Raw genomic sequence first — 17,578 nt, forward strand, 5'->3', positions numbered from 1 at the left:
GGTCGGCTCCGGACCCGCGCCAGCCCGAGGGCCCGCTGTAGACCGCCCCGTCAGGCCGTTGGCCTGACGGGGCGGTGCGCAGTGCGCAGTGCGTGGCGTGGTCGCCTACTTGATGTTCAGCGCGACCGTGTCGCCTTCGGTGAGGCTGTCCAGCTGGATGGTCCTGGTGAACGTTTGGGGCTGCTTCCCCGGCGCCTTGCACGTGACCTCGGCCGTGAGGTTGAACGACGAGTCCAACGGGGTGTCGAGGCTGATGGGGCCGAACGTCGCCCTGCGGTTGACCGGGTTGTTGGTGGGACCCGACCCGTCGTCCTCATCGCTGTCCAGCGAAACCCGTGTGGGGACGGAGTTGTTGGGGGCCGGGAACGCGTTCTTGCAGGTCACTTTTCCGTTGAAGTTCACTGTTCCGACGGGGGGTGCCGCCGAGGCCTGACCGGCCGTCAGGAGTCCTCCTGCCAGTACCGCGGCGAGGATCGGGGCCATGGTCGTCAGAGTGCGAGACCTGCGGGAGATACGAGACATGCGGGACGTGCGCGTAGACATGGGACCACCTGCCCGTTTGGCGTACGAGTAGTTCTGTGGAGGCCGACCCTGACGCCGACACGACAGGCGTGGCATTGGAGATCGCCAGGTTTCGAGGGGTCGTCCGTGAACCGGGCCGGGGTTCAGCTGCCGCGCTTTTGACCAGCTGATTCGGCAGCCCCCAGCCCTTCACTCACCACATTCCTACAGCGCCTCCCGGCCCGCAACCGGAGCGTTTTCCCGTACCGCGCGGTTGTTCCCGGGGAAGCCGGGGAGTCGGTGGCCTCGCGCCTTGCTGCTCCGGCGGCTGCCGCGCCCGGTCACCGTACGTCAGCTACCGGTCGTACGGGCGGGGTTGTCCGGACAAGGCGAAGGCCGCCCAGGGGTGCGCCTGCCCCTGGACGGCCCGCCGCGAAGCCGTGACCGGATTCGAACCGGCGTAACCCGCTTTGCAGGCGAGTCCCTCAACCACTCGGGCACACGGCTGTGTGGTGGTGACGTGCATGACGCTACGGGGCCCGCGGGGCTGGGGAAGGGATGCGCGGACCGTGCAATGCGACTGCCATGCCGCGTTCACAGTCCGGCGGACCTAGGTCTCCGGGACGAGGACGGGATCCGTCGAATTGACAGGGACGATCCCGGGGTACGCCCCTTACTCTGGGGCGATGAGCGCCCTTGAACCCCGTGTGCCGCAGAGAACCGCACCGATCCCGCCCCCGCCCGGGGGCGGGATCCTCGGGCCCGCGTACCGGACGCTCAGCATCGGGATCATCTCCGTCATCTTCCTCATCGCCTTCGAGGCCACCGCCGTCGGCACGGCCATGCCCGTCGCCGCCCGGGAGCTGGAAGGGATCGGGCTCTACGCCTTCGCCTTCTCCGCCTACTTCACCACCAGCCTCTTCGGCATGGTCCTGGCCGGCCAGTGGGCCGACCGGCAGGGGCCGCTGCGGCCGCTGACCGTCGGGATCGCCGCCTTCGCCTCCGGGCTCGTGATCTCCGGGACCGCCGGGGTCATGTGGGCGTTCGTCCTCGGCCGGGCCGTGCAGGGCTTCGGTGGCGGGCTGGTCATCGTCGCCCTGTACGTCGTCGTCAGCCGGGCCTACGAGGAGCGGCTGCGGCCCGCGATCATGGCCGCGTTCGCCGCGAGCTGGGTGGTCCCCTCGATCGTCGGGCCGCTGGCCTCCGGGACGGTCACCGAGCACCTCGGGTGGCGGTGGGTCTTCCTCGGGATACCGGCGCTGGTGGTGGTTCCCCTGGTGGTGGCGCTCCCCGCGATACGGCGGACCGCGTCCGGGCCCGTCGACCCCGACGCCCCGCCCGTGGCCTTCGACCGGCGGCGGATCCGGCTGGCCCTCGGCATCTCGGTGGGGGCGGGGCTGCTCCAGTACGCCGCCCAGGACCTGCGGTGGCTGTCGCTGGCGCCGGGCATCGCCGGCGCGGCCCTGCTCGTACCCGCCGTACGGGGGCTGCTGCCGCGCGGGACCTACCGGGCGCGGCGCGGGCTGCCGTCCGTGGTGCTGCTGCGCGGGGTCGCCGCCGGGTCGTTCGTCGCCGCCGAGAGCTTCGTACCGCTGATGCTGGTCAGCCAGCGGGGGCTGAGCCCGACGATGGCCGGGTTCTCGCTCGCGCTGGGCGGGGTGACTTGGGCGGGCGGCTCGTGGGTGCAGTCGCAGGGGCGGACGGCCCCCTACCGGCAGCGGCTGATGGTGACCGGGATGGTGCTGGTGGCGCTGGCCATCGCTGCGGCGCCCGCCGTGCTGATCGAGTCCGTGCCGGTGTGGACGCTGGCGCTGGCCTGGGCGGTCGGCTGCCTCGGCATGGGCCTGGTGATCGGCTCCACGAGCGTGCTGCTGCTCCAGCTGTCGGCGCCGGAGGAAGCGGGCTCCAACTCCGCCTCGCTGCAGATCTCGGACGCGCTGGCGAACGTGGTGCTGCTGGCCGGTGGGGGCGCCGCGTTCGCCGCGCTGGGCGGTGGAGCCGTCGGTGCCTCGCACGCCCTGACGGAGGGCGCGTCGGCCTCGCACCCGGCCGCCTTCGCCGTGGTGTTCCTGCCGATGGCCTGCGTGGCGCTGGTGGGGGCCTGGGTGGCGACCCGGCTGGATCCCGCCAAGGTTCCCGCCAAAGTTCCCGTCGGGGGTTCCGTCGAGGTTCCCGTCGGGGACTGACCGACAGGGCCTGCCGGGCGCCGGGAAACCCGGCTGCGCCTCGACGGGCGGCCGCACCACCGTTCCGCCCATGAACGAGATGGTCATCAGGCTCTCCGACGCCGAGCGCGCGGAGTGCGCCGACCTCGCCGACGCGACGGGCCGGTCGCCCGAGGAGCTCGCGCTGGACGCCGTACGGGCACTGCTGCGGGCCGAGCGCGACCGGGTCGGGGCCGAGGCGCTGCGCCTCGCGCAGCGGCACGCGCCCCTGCTGAAGCGGCTCGGCGAATGAGCGCCCCCACGGCCCCGGTGCGCCACCTCACGCTCGCCGAGGTCCTCGACCTGGCCCGGCACGCCTGCCTGGCCCAGGACCAGCCCGTCGAACTGCGCGCCCCCGGGCTGCTGGAGTCGGCGGTGCACCGGCCACGCGCCCAGGGGGCCCCTCCCAGCGGTAGCTGGGGGAGTTCGGGGACCCCCGCCTACGAGGACCCCTACGAGCAGGCCGCCGCGCTGCTCCACGGCATCGCGACCAACCACCCCCTGGTCGACGGGAACAAGCGCACCGCCTGGCTCGCCGCGGCGACCTTCCTCGCCGTGAACGGGGCCGATCCGGGCGACGCGGACCAGGAGGCCGCGTACGCGCTGGTCATCGACGTGGCCGCCGGGCACGAGAGCGACGTCGCGCGGATCGCGGCCCGGCTGCGGGCGCTCCTCGCCCCGCCGATGTGACGCTCGCCGCACCCGCCGAGGTCACGGGCCTGTCCCTCCGCGAGGGGCGGGCCCGGGCCGGTAGGGTGGCCCGGTTGTCCTACGTACGACTGCCTGCCACCCGTACCAGATACGCCGAGAGCACGAACCGGAGACCGTGACTACTACCGCCTCCCACCATCTCTCACCCGCCTTCCCCGGCCGTGCCCCCTGGGGTACCGCCAACAAGCTGCGCGCCTGGCAGCAGGGGGCGCTCGACCGCTACATCCAGAACCAGCCGCGGGACTTCCTCGCGGTCGCCACGCCCGGCGCCGGCAAGACCACCTTCGCGCTCACCCTCGCCTCGTGGCTGCTGCACCACCACGTCGTCCAGCAGGTGACCGTCGTCGCTCCGACCGAGCACCTGAAGAAGCAGTGGGCGGAGGCGGCGGCCCGGATAGGCATCCGGCTCGACCCCGAGTACTCCGCCGGACCGCTCAGCAAGGACTACCACGGCGTCGCCGTCACCTACGCCGGTGTCGGCGTACGGCCGATGCTGCACCGCAACCGCTGCGAGCAGCGCAAGACCCTCGTCATCCTCGACGAGATCCACCACGCCGGTGACTCGAAGTCCTGGGGCGAGGCCTGCCTGGAAGCCTTCGACCCGGCGACCCGGCGCCTGGCCCTGACCGGAACGCCCTTCCGGTCCGACACGAACCCGATCCCCTTCGTCACGTACGAGGAGGGGAACGACGGGATCCGGCGGTCCTCCGCCGACTACACCTACGGCTACGGGAACGCGCTCGGCGACGGCGTCGTCCGGCCGGTCATCTTCCTCTCCTACAGCGGCAACATGCGCTGGCGGACCAAGGCCGGCGACGAGATCGCCGCCCGGCTCGGCGAGCCGATGACCAAGGACGCCATCTCCCAGGCCTGGCGCACGGCGCTGGACCCGCGCGGCGACTGGATGCCGAACGTGCTGCGCGCCGCCGACCAGCGGCTGACGGAGGTCAGGAAGGGCATCCCGGACGCCGGCGGCCTCGTGATCGCCTCCGACCAGGACTCCGCGCGCGCCTACGCCAAGCTGCTCCGCGAGATCACCGGTAGCAAAGCGACCGTGGTGCTCTCCGACGACACCGGTGCGTCGAAGCGGATCGACGAGTTCAGTGAGGACGGCAGCCGCTGGATGGTGGCGGTCCGGATGGTGTCCGAGGGCGTCGACGTACCGCGCCTCGCGGTGGGCGTCTACGCCACCACCATCTCGACGCCGCTGTTCTTCGCGCAGGCCGTCGGCCGGTTCGTGCGTTCGCGCAGGCGCGGCGAGACCGCGTCCGTGTTCCTGCCGACCATTCCCTACCTCCTCGGCTTCGCCAACGAGATGGAGGTCGAGCGCGACCACGTCCTCGACAAGCCGAAGAAGCAGGGCGAGGAGGATCCATACGCCGAGTCCGAGAAGGAGATGGACGAGGCGAACAAGCAGGAGGACGAGGACACCGGCGAGGACGAGCAGATGTCCTTCGAGGCGCTGGAGTCCGACGCGGTCTTCGACCGGGTCCTCTACGACGGCGCCGAATTCGGCATGCAGGCGCACCCCGGCAGCGAGGAGGAGCAGGACTACCTCGGCATCCCCGGACTGCTGGAGCCGGACCAGGTGCAGATGCTGCTGCAGAAGCGGCAGTCGCGGCAGATCGCGCACAGCCGCCGCAAGCCGGACGCGGACGCGGACCTGCTGGAGCTGCCGGCGGACCGGCGGCCCGTGGTCTCGCACAAGGAGCTGCTGGAGCTGCGCAAGTCGCTGAACACGATGGTGGGCGCCTACGTCCACCAGAGCGGGAAGCCGCACGGGGTGATCCACACGGAGCTGCGCCGGGTGTGCGGCGGTCCGCCGAGCGCGGAGGCGACCGCGGGGCAGCTGCGCGAGCGGATCAAAAAGGTGCAGGAGTGGGCCACCCGTATGCGGTGAGCACCTACGAAGTGGGGGACGGGGTCCGTGCGGAGGTTCGTACGGACCCCGTCCGCGCGTCGGCGCATCCCACCGGAGCCGAGCCGGAGCCGAGCCGGAGTCGAGCACGGTCGTTTTGAACATGCTCGGAGCAGTGGGCGGGTGAAGGCGTCCTGTGGCAATCGAGGTCACGAATTGACACCGACGCCGATCAGGAAACGGCACAAACAGGTAGCACGCGCCCGGATTCTGGACGAGCCCTTCCGCTGAGCGGACCCGCTCGCTAATGTCCCCGCATCAAACGCACCGTGGCAGCGCCGCCGCGGGAGCGCAGCCGGTGCTATGGCCGCTACCGGCGGCCTCTCCGTGCGTCGCCGCGGGACCGGCGACGTGCCACCCCGAGAGTCACCGCCGCTCACCGAAAGAGGGAGAGGCGTCGTGACCGCGGAAACCTCCCAGACTCTCGACAGAGGGCTCAGAGTCCTCAAACTGCTCGCCGACACCGACCACGGTCTGACCGTCACCGAGCTCTCCAACCGCCTCGGTGTGAACCGCACCGTGGTCTACCGGCTCCTCGCCACCCTCGAACAGCACGCCCTGGTCCGCCGTGACCTCGGCGGCCGGGCCCGGGTCGGCCTCGGAGTGCTGCGGCTGGGCCGGCAGGTCCACCCGCTCGTACGCGAGGCGGCCCTGCCCGCGCTGCGGTCCCTCGCCGAGGACATAGGTGCCACCGCGCACCTGACCCTCGTCGACGGCACCGAGGCGCTCGCCGTCGCCGTCGTGGAGCCGACCTGGACGGACTACCACGTGGCCTACCGGGCCGGCTTCCGCCACCCGCTGGACCGCGGGGCCGCCGGGCGGGCCATCCTGGCCGCCCGTCAGGGCTCCCTGATCGAGCCGGGGTACACGCTGACCCACGGGGAGCTGGAAGCGGGAGCCAGTGGCGCCGCCGCGCCCCTCGTGGGCATCACCGGGCTGGAAGGCAGCGTCGGCGTCGTCATGCTGGCGGACGCGGTGCCGGAGCGGGTCGGGCCGCGGGTGGTCGACGCGGCGCGCGAGGTGGCCGACGCCCTTCGCTAGGCCGCGGGCTCGGCGGATCCGTGCCGGTGGCGCCGCCGCGTTGCCGGGTGCGGCGCCGTGGCCGGGGGGCGCTGCCCCCGGACCCCCGCGCCTCAAGCTCCCCCAGCTACCGCTGGGAGGTGCCCCCTGGCGGGGCTGAAAGAGGGGCCGGTGGGTGGGCGGATAGATTGGGCGGGTGCTCTCACGCCTCACACGTCTGCCGCGTCCCGCCGCCCTGGCCGTCTGCGCCGTGCCCGCGCTCGGGCTGTTCGCCGCCGCGGCCTTCGCGCCGCTGCCCTTCGTGGTCGCCATTCCCGGGCTCACGGCCGACGTCCTGGGCTCCGACCAGGGCAAGCCGGTCATCACCGTGACCGGCGCCCCGGTCCGGGACACCAAGGGCGAGCTGCGGATGACCACGATCCGGGCCACCGGTCCGTCCTCGACCATGAAGCTGCACGAGCTCATCGGCCACTGGTTCAAGACCGATCAGGCGGTCATGCCCCGGGAGGCCGTCTACTCCTCGGGCGGAAGCGACGAGGAGATCGAGAAGCACAACCTGGAGGAGATGACCAAGTCGCAGTCGGCCGCCACCGACGCGGCCCTCGGCTTCCTCCACAAGGACCCCAAGGACGTGAAGGTCGACCTCAACCTCGCCGACGTCGGCGGCCCGAGCGCCGGGCTCCTCTTCTCCCTCGGCATCGTCGACAAGCTCGACGGCGACGGCAGCGGAGGCGATCTCACCGGCGGTCGCAGCATCGCCGGTACGGGCACCATCACCGCCGACGGCCGGGTCGGCGCGGTCGGCGGGGTGGCCCTGAAGACCCAGGCCGCGCGGCGCGACGGGGCGAGCGTGTTCCTCGTACCGAAGGCCGAGTGCGCGGACGCCCTGTCGGAACTTCCCGAGGGGCTGAGGCTGGTCCCCGTCACCTCGCTGACGGATGCGGTGAACTCTCTTCGCGCGCTGAACCGGGGAGAGCCGGCTCCGTCCTGCTGACGGCCGGCGCCCCGTCCAGTCCGCGCCAGGCCGGGAAGACCATCGGGGCGAGCGTCGTCAGCAGGTACGTGCCGCCGAACAGCAGCAGCGCGGTGGTGACCCCGAACCCGTCGACCAGCAGGCCGGCGGCGAGTCCGCCCAGCGGCATGGTCAGCTCGCAGCCCGCCGTGGCCACGCCCGAGACGCGGCTGCGCAGTGCCTCCGGCACCTGCTCGTACATCACCGTGGTCAGGATCGGGTTGAGCATGCCCGCGCCCAGGCCGGCCAGGGCCATCGTCACCGCGAGCGGCAGGGTCGTGTCGGTGAGGGCGGCCACCACGTACCGGGTCGCCCCGGAGAGCAGGAAGGCCGCCGTGAACACCGCGCGGCGCGGGAAGCGCTCGCCCCACATCCCGTAGAGCAGGGCGCCCAGCAGGGCGAAGCCGCCGAAGAGGGAGATCATCAAGCCGATCGCGGCCGCGCCGCCGAGGTCCTCGCGGCAGTGCACCGGCAGCAGGACCGAGGACCAGCCCTGGTCCAGCCCGTTGGTCATCATGACCATCACCGTGACGCCCAGCAGCAGCCGGGTACGGGTCATGAAGGCCCAGCCCTCGGCGAGTTCGGCGCGGTAGGCGGTGAAGGACACTTTCCCGGTCGTGCGCTGCGGTTCGGCGGCCGGCACCCCGCGCAGGAAGGCGGCGACCAGCAGCGCCGACGTCCCGAAGGTCGCCGCGTCCAGCAGCAGGACGGTCTCGGCGCCGAACGCCGCGATGAGCAGGCCGGCCACCGCCGCCCCGATCATCCGGGCGCCGCGCGAGACCGCGTCGTAGAGGCCGGCGGCCCGGATGATGGTGGTGCCGGCGTGCTCGGCGAGATGGGGCAGCAGGACGGCGCGGGCGGTCAGGCCCGGGGTGTGCACCAGGCCGCCGACGGCCATCAGTGCGCACAGCATCCAGAACTCCAGCACGCCCGCGTAGTGCAGCAGCGGGATCGCGCCGACCGACAGGCCGCTGATCAGGTCGGAGGCGACGGAGACCCGGCGGCGGCCGATCCGGTCGATGACCGGTCCACCGACGAGGGCGGCCACGATGACGGGCAGGGTGGCGCAGAAGGCGACGACCCCGGCCCGGCCGGCGCTGCCCGTGGTCTGGAGCACGAACCACGGGACGCCGATGAGGGTGAGTGAACTACCGGCTATGGAAATGGTGTTGGCGGCCAGCACGCCGACCAGGGGGCGCCGGTCCGTACGGTGTTCCGCGCGGGTCGGCTCGTCGGGATGTAAGGCGTGCACGGTGGACTCCTCGCATGGTGTGTTCGGTGGTGTGCGGCCCTGCCCTGCCCTGCCCGGGCGCCCCGGCGGGGGCGGGCCCGTCCGCGCTAGTCCGACGTCCCGCGCGGGAAGGCGTGCGTGTGGAAGCGGACCGCCTTCGTCTCCTCGGAGGCCGGCAGGTCGCGATAGCTGTTGATCAGGTCGTGCATCTTGTGGATCAGTTCGTGGCTCTGCGCGGGGGTCAGGTGCAGGGTGAAGTCGCTCATGTCGGCGCCGCGCCGCCACTCCGTGGGCCAGTCGTGGGCGTTGCCGAGCCAGGTGCTCAGCTCCTGCGTGTGGATCGTCGCGATCTCGTGCAGGAAGAGGTCCGCCGCACCGCGCACGGCCGGGTCCTCGTCGAGCGTCAGCGTCTCGTCGAACGCCGTGCCGTCGTACACGGCCCGCCACCAGCGTTCGCGGCCCTTGCCGTGCTCGGGCGCGTCCTCGACGAACCCGTGGGCCGCGAGCTGGCGCAGGTGGTAGCTGGTCGCGCCGCTCGACTCCCCGAGCCGGTCCGCCAGTTGGGAGGCGGTCGCGGGGCCGTCGTGGCGCAGCGCGCCCAGCAGGCGGATGCGCAGCGGGTGGGCGAGGCCGCGCAGTGAACGGGCGTCGAGCGTACGGACGTTGGGCTCCACGGGGCCGACGGGTCCTACGGCGCCTGTGGGTTCTACGGGGCCTGTGGGTTGTACGGGGCCTACGGGTTCTACCGGCTTCTCGGGCATGGCTCGACGATAGGGTTGCAAAGAGTTCTGTGCAAGGGTTTCTTTGCAACGCCTTCTTTGGATCCCCGCCGGCCGGGGGCGTCAGGCCCGGGTGTCGTCCTCCGCCGCCTGCTCCACCAGCGGGATGATCCGCAGAGGTACGGGGTTCTCCATCACGATCGCCGTCGAGGCCCGCACGATCCCCTCGAAGCCGACGACGCGGTCGATCACCCGCTGGAGGTCGGCATTGGACCGGGCCACCAGCCGGCACAGCATGTCCCCGTGCCCGGTGGTGGTGTGCAGCTCCAGCACCTCCGGCACCCCGTTCAGGTGCGCCCGTACGTCGGCCCCCTGCCCCTGCTTGATCTCCAGCGTCGCGAACGCGGTCACCGGATACCCGAGGGCCGTCGGGTCGACCTGCGGGCCGAACCCGCGGATGACCCCGCTCGACTGGAGCCGGTCCAGCCGCGCCTGCACGGTCCCGCGGGCCACGCCGAGCCGCCGCGAGGCCTCCAGGACCCCGATCCGCGGCTCGCGGGCGAGCAGGACGATGAGCCGGCCGTCGAGTTCGTCGATGCCCATGGACGCCTCCGGGTGCCCACGCGTGCTCGTGGGTGGTCATAGTGCACAGATGTTTCAACCAGCCTGCGGTCATCCTGGGCAGTTTGTACAGTCAAACTGGAAACTATTGCGCAGCTTGTGGATCGGCGGGACTCTGCGCTCATGACTGAGTCCCTGGCGAACCTCGAAACCACCCCGCACACCGCGCGTGAGGCCGACCCCTTCCCCGTGAAGGGCATGGACGCGGTCGTCTTCGCCGTCGGCAACGCCAAGCAGGCCGCGCACTACTACTCGACCGCCTTCGGCATGAAGCTCGTGGCCTACTCCGGACCGGAGACCGGCTCCCGCGAGACGGCCAGCTACGTCCTGACCAACGGCTCCGCCCGCTTCGTGCTGACCTCGGTCATCAAGGCGACGACCGACCACGGCCGCTTCCTCGCCGAGCACGTCACCGAGCACGGCGACGGCGTGATCGACCTCGCCATCGAGGTCCCGGACGTCCGCGCGGCGTACGCGTACGCCGTCGAGCAGGGCGCCCGCGGGCTGGACGAGCCGTACGAGGTCAAGGACGAGAACGGCACGGTCGTGCTGGCCGCGATCGCGACCTACGGCCAGACCCGCCACACGCTGGTCGAGCGCGGCGACTACACCGGCCCGTACCTGCCGGGCTACGAGGCCGTCGACCCGATGGTCGAGCCCCCGGCCAAGCGCACCTTCCAGGCCATCGACCACTGCGTCGGCAACGTCGAGCTCGGCCGGATGAACGAGTGGGTCGCGTTCTACAACAAGGTCATGGGCTTCACGAACATGAAGGAGTTCGTGGGCGACGACATCGCGACCGAGTACTCGGCGCTGATGTCCAAGGTGGTCGCGGACGGCACCAAGAAGGTCAAGTTCCCGATCAACGAGCCGGCGATCGCGAAGAAGAAGTCGCAGATCGACGAGTACCTCGAGTTCTACAACGGCCCCGGTGTCCAGCACATCGCGCTGGCCTCGAACGACATCGTCTCCACCGTCCGCTCGATGCGCGCGGCGGGCGTCCAGTTCCTGTCCGTCCCGGACACCTACTACGACACCCTCGGCGAGTGGGTCGGCGACACCCGCGTGCCGATCGACGAGCTGCGCGAGCTGAAGATCCTGGCCGACCGCGACGAGGACGGCTACCTGCTGCAGATCTTCACCAAGCCGGTGCAGGACCGCCCGACCGTCTTCTTCGAGATCATCGAGCGGCACGGCTCGATGGGCTTCGGCAAGGGCAACTTCAAGGCCCTGTTCGAGGCGATCGAGCGCGAGCAGGACAAGCGCGGAAACCTCTAGCCTCCGGCTCGGCCCGCAGATTTCGACGCGCTGCACGTACCGCTCCGGTGCACCGCGCAGCGGGTCTTCACGATCCGGCCCGAGGGGGGCCTGGCGCCGCACCCGTTCCCGGGTGCGGCGCCGTCGTGCTTCCCGGGCCGGGGTTCAGCGCCGGTTCAGCGCCCCGTCGGCTTCGGGGACGGCTTCGGGGTCGGCGTCGGGGTCGGCGCCTTCGGGAGCTCCGGCTCCACCCACGGAGCGGTCGGCCGGACGTTCTCCGGACCCCCCGACGGCGGCTGCGCGATCGATGCCAGGGCCTCCTTCGCCACCGGCGCGCGCAGCGGCGAGAAGTGCGGGTTCGTCCGCATGGCCTCCTGGAAGTGGCGGCGGGCCGCCTCCTCGTCACCGAGGCCGCGTTCGATCATCGCCCGGTGGAAGGCGAAGTCGGCGCTGCGCAGCCCCGGTTCCGCGGCCTTCTTCGCGTACTCCAGCGCCGCCGCGTCCTCGCCGCTCTGGTGCAGCGCCCACCCCAGCGCGTCCGCGACCTGCACGCTCTTGTGCCGCGACCACTCCTGCGACAGGCGCCGCACCGCCGACTGCGCATCCCCGTGGTCCGCCTCGTACAGGCCGAGGAGCACGACGTCGTCGACCCCGTTCCTGCTGTCCCGGGCCACCATCGTGGTCAGCGCCTCGTACTGGGCGCGCGCCTCCGGTCCCCGCCCCAGCGAGTCCAGCAGCTCGCCGAGCTCCCGCGCCAGCTGCGGCACCGCCGACCGGCCCAGCGCCAGCCGGTAGTCCCGTACCGCCTCGCCACCGCGCCCCAGAGCAGCCAGCGCGCGGGCCCGGCCACCGAGGGCCTGCGCCTGTGCCGGATCCGTCCGCAGCGCGCCCTCGTACTGCCGCAGCGCCTCGGCCGCGTCGCCCCGCTCCCACGACAGCTCCCCGAGGCGCAGCAGCGCGTACGCCTTCTCCGCCGGGGCCTTCGCCGCACCCGCCGCGTGCTCCATCGCCACCACCGCGTCCTCGCGCCAGCCGCGGTCCCGGTAGACCTGCGAGGCCCTGACGTACGCGGCCAGGCCCGGCCGCATGTCCAGCAGCAGCTCCATCGCCTTCTGCGCGGCCTTGTAGTCGCCGAGCCCGGTGTACGCGTCCACCAGCACCGGGTACGCCGTCCACCGCTTGGGCGCCTGCGCCCGTACGAGCTCACCCCACTTGCGGGCCGTCCCGAAGTCCCGCCGGGCATTGGCCAGCGCGCCCATGCCCGTCATCGCGTCGAAGTTGCCCTTCTCGGCCGGACGTTCCTCCAGCGAGCGCTTCAGGGCCTTCTCCGCCTTCGGGAACCAGCCGGAATCGGCCGTCCGCCGCGCCTGTTCGAGGTAGGCGGAGCCGAGCACGGCCCACGAGGCGTCATCGTCCGGATGCGCCGCGAGCCACTTCTCCCGGTCCGCCACCAGCTCCGTCAGGTCCACCGCCGCCGCGGGCGCGCCCATGCCCACCGCCGACGCGGCACGCTCGCTCGGCTCCGGCGGACGGGCGTCGTCAGCGGTCCTGGCAGGCCGGATCAGCAGGGCCCCGGCGATCAGGACCACGGCGACCGCAGCCGCCACGAGCGTCTTGCGGCCGGTGAAGGTCACGGGCGGCGCCGGCGTCTGCGATTCCTCGTCGATACGGTCCATGGGGTCACTGTGCGTCAATATGAAGAGCTCGCCGAGGTGTCCGAAGGGGGGCGCGGTCGTGTTCACACCGATGGCCCCGGCTGCCACGCTGGACCCATGGATGACGATCTCTTCGCACGTCTGCGGGCCCGTCTGCTCGAAGGGCTCCCCGCCGAGGCCCTGCTCACCGATCCCCAGGTGACCACCTCCTACGCCACCGACATGGCCAGCTTCTGCGCCGCCGGCACCCCGGCCGCCGTCGTCCTGCCCCGCACCGTGGAACAGGTCCAGCACGTCCTGCGCACCGCCACGGCCCTACGGATCCCCGTGGTCCCGCAGGGCGCCCGGACGGGCCTGTCGGGCGGCGCCAACGCCTCCGACGGCTGCATCGTGCTCTCGCTCGTCAAGATGGACCGGATCCTGGAGATCAGCGCCGTCGACCGGATCGCCGTGGTCGAGCCGGGCGTGGTCAACGCCGTCCTCTCACGTGCCGTCGCCGAACAGGGCCTGTACTACCCGCCCGACCCCTCCAGCTGGGAGCAGTGCACCATCGGCGGCAACATCGGAACCGCCTCGGGCGGCCTGTGCTGCGTCAAGTACGGGGTCACCGCCGAGTACGTGCTCGGCCTCGACGTGGTCCTGGCCGACGGGCGGCTGCTGCGCACGGGCCGGCGTACCGCCAAGGGCGTGGCCGGCTACGACCTCACCCGGCTCTTCGTGGGCTCCGAGGGCAGCCTGGGCGTGGTCGTCCAGGCCGTCCTCGCGCTGCGGCCCGCGCCGCCCCGGCAGCTGGCCCTGGCGGCCGAGTTCCCCTCCGTCGCGGCCGCCTGCGAGGCCGTCTGCGCCGTCATGGAGGCGGGCCTGACCCCCTCGCTGTTGGAGCTGATGGACCGGACGACAGTCCGCGCCGTCAACGCCCTCGGCAAGATGGGGCTGCCCGAGGCCACGGAGGCCCTGCTGCTGGCCGCCTTCGACACCCCGCACGCCCCCGAGGACCTCGCGGCCGTGGGGGAGCTGTGCACGGCCGCCGGGGCCACCGCCGTCGTCCCCGCCGAGGACCAGGCGGAGTCCGAACTGCTGCTCCAGGCCCGCCGGATGTCCTTCCCCGCGCTGGAGGCGCTGCGGCCGGCGACGATGATCGACGACGTGTGCGTACCGCGCTCGCGGCTCGGCGAGATGCTGGACGGCACGGCCGCCATCGCCCGCGCCCAGGACCTGCTCATCGGGGTCTGCGCGCACGCCGGGGACGGCAACACCCACCCGATCGTCTGCTTCGACCCCGCGGACGAGGACGAGACGCGGCGGGCCCGCGAGTCCTTCGGCGAGATCATGGCGCTCGGCCTCTCCCTGGGCGGGACCATCACCGGCGAACACGGGGTCGGCGTCCTGAAGAAGGAGTGGCTGGCCCGCGAACTCGGCCCGGTGGGGCTGGAGATGCAGCGGGCCGTCAAGCAGGCCTTCGACCCGCTCGGGCTGCTCAACCCCGGCAAGCTCTTCTGACGCCGCCCGCCGCGTGCGGCCGGGGCGGCGGCGGGAGGGGCGGCCGGGCCCGGCGGGCGTGCGGTCGCCCGGCATCACAGGTCTCCGTCCGCCGACTCGTCCGACGGCCACGGGTCGCGCAGCCACAGGTCGTCCGCCGGGGTCGGGGCGAGCAGCTCGACCAGCGCGTCGTCCAGGCCGAGTCGCTCGGTCTCGGTGCCGGGCGGAACGACGCGCAACGTGCGCTCCAGCCAGGCCGACACGGAGCCCGCCGGGGCCTCCAGGAGGGCGTCGCCGTCGGGGGAGGTGAGCGCCATGCAGAGCACGGCCTTGTTGTCGACCTTCGTGGGCCAGATCCGGACGTCGCCGTTGCCGCAGGGGCGGAAGACCCCCTCGACGAGCAGCTCGCGGGCGAACGTCCAGTTGACGGGGGTGTTCGAACCGGTGTGGAAGGTGATGTGGACGGCGTACGGGTCGTGCGTCAGGTAGAGGAGCCGGGCGGGGACGGGGATGCTGCGCTCGGGGGACAGGACCAGCTTCAGTTCCAGCTCGCGCTCGATGACGGGGTGGTGCATGACGGCCTCACTTCGATTCGGTGCGCGGGGCCGGACGGAGCCCCGCACCCGGAGAGAGCGGCAGTGTGCCCAGGTATGACGCGACTTCGGGCAGCGAACCGGAGAATGGCCGATTTCTTTCGACTGACCGAAAACCGTCGTGCAGGGTGACGTTCGCTCGTTTGCTTGGATTCTCCCGTTACCGGACCTGTCGGGGGGCGGTTCTTGGCTATGGTCCTCCCTTGCACAAGCCTCAAGCCACGATCGGAGTTGGGGACATGACGGCCTCCCCTGGTGACGGCGAGCACGCGGCCCGCGAGGGCTACTACCCGGATCCGTCCATCCCGGGGTACATCCGCTACTGGAACGGAGCGGCATGGGTTCCCGGTACGAGCCGCCCTGCCCCGCAGCCGGCACCTGCCGCGCAGGCCGCCCCCGTCGCCGCGCCCGCCCCCGTGGCCACGCCCGCCGCACCCGTCGTACCCGCCGTCCGCGGCGGGCACCCCCTGCGCGCGGACGAGACGGGACCGGTGTTCCTCGACGAGACCTCCATGACCGAGGCGCTGCCGGAGCCGGCCCCCGCCCCCGTGCATGCCCTCGCTCCGGAGCCCGTGGTGTGGCAGGCCGATCCCGTGCACCAGGCCGGCTTCGGCGGGCCCCGCGACCACCGGGTGTCGTGGGGGAGCGCGCCGGATCCGGAACCAGCTGCGGAGTCCGTTCCGCGGCCCGAACCGGAACCCGAACCGGAACCCGAACCGTCCCCGCGGTCGGCGGGCATCTCCCTGGCCCGTACGGCGCCCGCGAGACCCGCCGAGCAGGCCACAGCAGGGATCCTGTCGGTGCGTTCCCCGGCCGCCCCGGCCCCGGCTCCGGCTCCGACTCCGGCTCCGGCCCCGGCTCCGGAGTGGCCCGAAGCCCCGGGGGCCGGCGGGCCGGGCGGGTCCGGACTCACCTCCTCCTGGCCCGAGGCGGTCGTCGACGCACCGGCACCCGCGCCCACTCCCGCACCCACCGCGGCTCCCGCACCCCCGCGGCCCCGCCCCGCCACCCCTGCCCCGCCCGCCGCCCCGTCCGCCGACCGGCCCGAGGTGTGGGCGCCGCGCCCCGCCGGAGTGCGTCCGAAGATCACGGCGCGGCCCGAGGCGCCCGCCCCGGCGGAGGCCCGGGCAGAGGCCCGGGCAGAGGCCCGGGCAGAGGCCCGGGCGCAGGTCCAGGTGCAGGTCCAGGTCCAAGTTCAGCCGCAGCCGCAGCCGCAGGGCCGGGAGCCGCACGGGCCCGACGCGGACCGCACCGGTGGCTCCGGCTCCCGCCCCGCGGCGGCCCGTACGCCGCGGGAGGTGTTCGAGCGGATGGCCGAGCGGGCCGTGCGCCCCGCCGGGTTGCCGCGCCGGGCCGTGGCCCGCGCGCTGGACTCCCTCGTGTACGCCGCCGTTGCGGTGGCCGTGGCCCGGCCCCTCCTCCCCGAGGCCACCGCCCACGTCGACGCCAAGGTGAACGCCGCCCGGGTGAGCGGCCGCACCACCACCGTCTGGCTCCTCGACGGGACCATCACCGGCCTCCTGGGCCTGGTCCTCGGCGCCGTCCTCCTCTTCGGGATCCTCTACGAGGTGCTGCCCACCGCCCGTTGGGGCCGCACCCCGGGCAAGAAGCTGCTGGGCGTCCGGGTCCTGGCCACGGCCACCCTGCGCCCGCCCACCTTCGGCGCGGCCCTGCGTCGCTGGCTGGTGTACGCCTTCCTCGGCCTCCCGGGCAGCCTCTGGTGCCTCGTGGACCGCCCCCGCCGCCAGGCCTGGCACGATAAGGCGGCCAGCACGTACGTGGCCCGCTGAGCGCGCCGGGACGGCCCGGGAGGGCGCCCCGGACCGGGCCGGGCGCCGCCCCTCCCCCCCGAATGGACGCGGTCCCGTTGCGGGGGTGTCGGAGCCGGGTTCGACTCGGGCCATGAGTACCGACCAGCCGCCGGGCCAGCCGCCCGAGGACGACCCGTTCCTCAAGAAGCCCCAGGAACCGACGCCTCCGTCGGGCGGTTCGCCGTACGACTCGCCGCCCCCCGGCAGCGGCGGTCCGCCGCCCCCGCCCGGAGGCCCGCCCGGGGGCCCGCCCGGCGGCCCGCCCGGGGGCGGCGGATACCCGCCCCCGCCGCCCCCGTACGGCGGCGGTGGGGACCCGTACGGCGGGAGCGGCGGCTACGGCATGCCCGATCCGCTCGCCGGGATGCCCCCGCTCGCCGACTTCGGCAAGCGGCTCCTCGCGCGCATCATCGACGTCGTGATCATCGCCATCCCGCTGGCCCTCATCCAGTGGGCGTTCGGCGCGAACCGCTACCGGTACGACACCGACCAGGGCGAGGACATCGGCGATGTCTTCAGCAAGTCCTACAGCGGCAGCGGCCTGATCATGACCCTGATCTCGATCATCGCGTACGTCGGCTACGACTGGTGGTTCACCAAGAAGAACGGCCAGACGGTCGGCAAGAAGGCGATGGGACTGCGCGTCGCGATGCTCAACGACGGGAGCGTGCCGAACTCCAACGCCTCCCTGACGCGCGCCGCCGTGCTCTGGCTGCCGACCCTGATCTGCTGCGCCTGCCTGTGGCCGATCGCGCTGGTCGTCTCGATCCTGGTCGACAAGCCGTACAAGCAGGGCCTGCACGACAAGGTCGCCAAGACCGTGGTGGTCCAGGCCACCAGCTAGAC

General features: G+C 72.7%; 16 protein-coding genes and 1 tRNA gene. 10 read left to right on the forward strand and 7 right to left on the reverse strand.

From position 1 onward, the window contains the following. Positions 1-105 precede the first annotated feature (105 nt). Positions 106-483 carry a hypothetical protein gene (locus OG594_RS06210; RefSeq protein ID WP_266595969.1) on the reverse strand — a complete coding sequence of 126 codons (378 nt, stop codon included), beginning with the start codon at positions 481-483 and terminating at the stop codon, positions 106-108. A 453-nt stretch (positions 484-936) separates the two neighbouring features. Beyond that, positions 937-1,008, reverse strand: a tRNA-Cys gene (locus tag OG594_RS06215). A 179-nt stretch (positions 1,009-1,187) separates the two neighbouring features. Here OG594_RS06215 and OG594_RS06220 point away from each other — a divergent pair. The 6 genes from OG594_RS06220 (at position 1,188) to OG594_RS06245 (ending at position 7,348) form a co-directional block, all read left to right on the forward strand. Beyond that, complete coding sequence (locus OG594_RS06220; RefSeq protein ID WP_266595971.1) at positions 1,188-2,687, forward strand: MFS transporter; 1,500 nt, start codon at positions 1,188-1,190, stop codon at positions 2,685-2,687. Positions 2,688-2,757: 70 nt separating this feature from the next. Continuing rightward, entirely contained in the window at positions 2,758-2,958 is a 201-nt protein-coding gene (locus OG594_RS06225; RefSeq protein WP_266595973.1) for a hypothetical protein, read from the forward strand. Then, positions 2,955-3,395, forward strand: a complete 441-nt coding sequence (locus OG594_RS06230; protein WP_266595975.1) for a type II toxin-antitoxin system death-on-curing family toxin — start codon at positions 2,955-2,957, stop codon at positions 3,393-3,395. The genes OG594_RS06225 and OG594_RS06230 overlap by 4 nt, the downstream gene beginning before the upstream one ends. Positions 3,396-3,531: 136 nt before the next feature. Beyond that, the gene (locus tag OG594_RS06235; RefSeq protein WP_266595976.1) at positions 3,532-5,316 is read left to right on the forward strand and encodes a DEAD/DEAH box helicase; all 1,785 of its coding nucleotides are present in this window, start codon (positions 3,532-3,534) and stop codon (positions 5,314-5,316) included. 417 nt (positions 5,317-5,733) lie between these two features. Beyond that, a complete protein-coding gene (locus OG594_RS06240; protein ID WP_007264382.1) occupies positions 5,734-6,375 on the forward strand; it encodes an IclR family transcriptional regulator in 642 nt (213 codons plus the stop codon). Positions 6,376-6,550: 175 nt separating this feature from the next. Then, positions 6,551-7,348 (forward strand): S16 family serine protease, encoded by a 798-nt coding sequence (locus OG594_RS06245; RefSeq protein WP_266595978.1) that lies wholly within the window; start codon positions 6,551-6,553, stop codon positions 7,346-7,348. On the opposite strand, the gene OG594_RS06250 is transcribed toward OG594_RS06245, so the two are convergent. The 3 genes from OG594_RS06250 to OG594_RS06260 form a co-directional block, all read right to left on the reverse strand. Beyond that, positions 7,278-8,549, reverse strand: coding sequence for an MFS transporter (locus tag OG594_RS06250; protein WP_266602667.1), 1,272 nt, complete (start codon positions 8,547-8,549; stop codon positions 7,278-7,280). The genes OG594_RS06245 and OG594_RS06250 overlap by 71 nt on opposite strands. 155 nt (positions 8,550-8,704) lie before the next feature. Next, positions 8,705-9,271, reverse strand: coding sequence for a transcriptional regulator (locus tag OG594_RS06255; protein WP_266595980.1), 567 nt, complete (start codon positions 9,269-9,271; stop codon positions 8,705-8,707). A 168-nt stretch (positions 9,272-9,439) separates the two neighbouring features. Continuing rightward, a complete protein-coding gene (locus OG594_RS06260) occupies positions 9,440-9,919 on the reverse strand; it encodes an Lrp/AsnC family transcriptional regulator (RefSeq protein ID WP_030724270.1) in 480 nt (159 codons plus the stop codon). 141 nt (positions 9,920-10,060) lie between these two features. Here OG594_RS06260 and hppD point away from each other — a divergent pair, with 141 nt between their 5' ends. Next, positions 10,061-11,215 carry a 4-hydroxyphenylpyruvate dioxygenase gene (gene hppD / locus OG594_RS06265; protein WP_030012481.1) on the forward strand — a complete coding sequence of 385 codons (1,155 nt, stop codon included), beginning with the start codon at positions 10,061-10,063 and terminating at the stop codon, positions 11,213-11,215. 155 nt (positions 11,216-11,370) lie between these two features. Here the strand turns inward: hppD and OG594_RS06270 are convergent, their stop codons facing one another. Next, a complete protein-coding gene (locus OG594_RS06270; RefSeq protein WP_266595983.1) occupies positions 11,371-12,870 on the reverse strand; it encodes a lipopolysaccharide assembly protein LapB in 1,500 nt (499 codons plus the stop codon). A gap of 96 nt (positions 12,871-12,966) precedes the next feature. Here OG594_RS06270 and OG594_RS06275 point away from each other — a divergent pair, with 96 nt between their 5' ends. Beyond that, complete coding sequence (locus OG594_RS06275) at positions 12,967-14,349, forward strand: FAD-binding oxidoreductase (RefSeq protein WP_189737410.1); 1,383 nt, start codon at positions 12,967-12,969, stop codon at positions 14,347-14,349. 74 nt (positions 14,350-14,423) lie between these two features. Here the strand turns inward: OG594_RS06275 and OG594_RS06280 are convergent, their stop codons facing one another. Beyond that, complete coding sequence (locus OG594_RS06280; protein ID WP_266595986.1) at positions 14,424-14,903, reverse strand: SsgA family sporulation/cell division regulator; 480 nt, start codon at positions 14,901-14,903, stop codon at positions 14,424-14,426. Between the two features lie 257 nt (positions 14,904-15,160). On the opposite strand from OG594_RS06280, the gene OG594_RS06285 reads away from it, so the two are divergent. Both OG594_RS06285 and OG594_RS06290 read left to right on the forward strand, forming a co-directional pair. After that, positions 15,161-16,711 carry an RDD family protein gene (locus OG594_RS06285; RefSeq protein ID WP_266595988.1) on the forward strand — a complete coding sequence of 517 codons (1,551 nt, stop codon included), beginning with the start codon at positions 15,161-15,163 and terminating at the stop codon, positions 16,709-16,711. 112 nt (positions 16,712-16,823) lie between these two features. After that, the gene (locus tag OG594_RS06290; RefSeq protein ID WP_266595990.1) at positions 16,824-17,576 is read left to right on the forward strand and encodes an RDD family protein; all 753 of its coding nucleotides are present in this window, start codon (positions 16,824-16,826) and stop codon (positions 17,574-17,576) included. Positions 17,577-17,578: the final 2 nt, after the last annotated feature.

It is taken from the genome of Streptomyces sp. NBC_01214 (assembly GCF_026340975.1).
Taxonomy (GTDB): Bacteria; Actinomycetota; Actinomycetes; order Streptomycetales; family Streptomycetaceae; genus Streptomyces.

What these genes read in the sequence shown, in the direction of transcription:
- OG594_RS06210 (WP_266595969.1), bottom strand. Translation starts at nt 483, where the DNA reads ATGGCCCCGATCCTCGCCGCGGTACTGGCAGGAGGACTCCTGACGGCC.
- OG594_RS06220 (WP_266595971.1), top strand. Translation starts at nt 1,188, where the DNA reads ATGAGCGCCCTTGAACCCCGTGTGCCGCAGAGAACCGCACCGATCCCG.
- OG594_RS06225 (WP_266595973.1), top strand. Translation starts at nt 2,758, where the DNA reads ATGAACGAGATGGTCATCAGGCTCTCCGACGCCGAGCGCGCGGAGTGC.
- OG594_RS06230 (WP_266595975.1), top strand. Translation starts at nt 2,955, where the DNA reads ATGAGCGCCCCCACGGCCCCGGTGCGCCACCTCACGCTCGCCGAGGTC.
- OG594_RS06260 (WP_030724270.1), bottom strand. Translation starts at nt 9,919, where the DNA reads ATGGGCATCGACGAACTCGACGGCCGGCTCATCGTCCTGCTCGCCCGC.
- hppD (WP_030012481.1), top strand. Translation starts at nt 10,061, where the DNA reads ATGACTGAGTCCCTGGCGAACCTCGAAACCACCCCGCACACCGCGCGT.
- OG594_RS06270 (WP_266595983.1), bottom strand. Translation starts at nt 12,870, where the DNA reads ATGGACCGTATCGACGAGGAATCGCAGACGCCGGCGCCGCCCGTGACC.
- OG594_RS06275 (WP_189737410.1), top strand. Translation starts at nt 12,967, where the DNA reads ATGGATGACGATCTCTTCGCACGTCTGCGGGCCCGTCTGCTCGAAGGG.
- OG594_RS06280 (WP_266595986.1), bottom strand. Translation starts at nt 14,903, where the DNA reads ATGCACCACCCCGTCATCGAGCGCGAGCTGGAACTGAAGCTGGTCCTG.
- OG594_RS06285 (WP_266595988.1), top strand. Translation starts at nt 15,161, where the DNA reads ATGACGGCCTCCCCTGGTGACGGCGAGCACGCGGCCCGCGAGGGCTAC.
- OG594_RS06290 (WP_266595990.1), top strand. Translation starts at nt 16,824, where the DNA reads ATGAGTACCGACCAGCCGCCGGGCCAGCCGCCCGAGGACGACCCGTTC.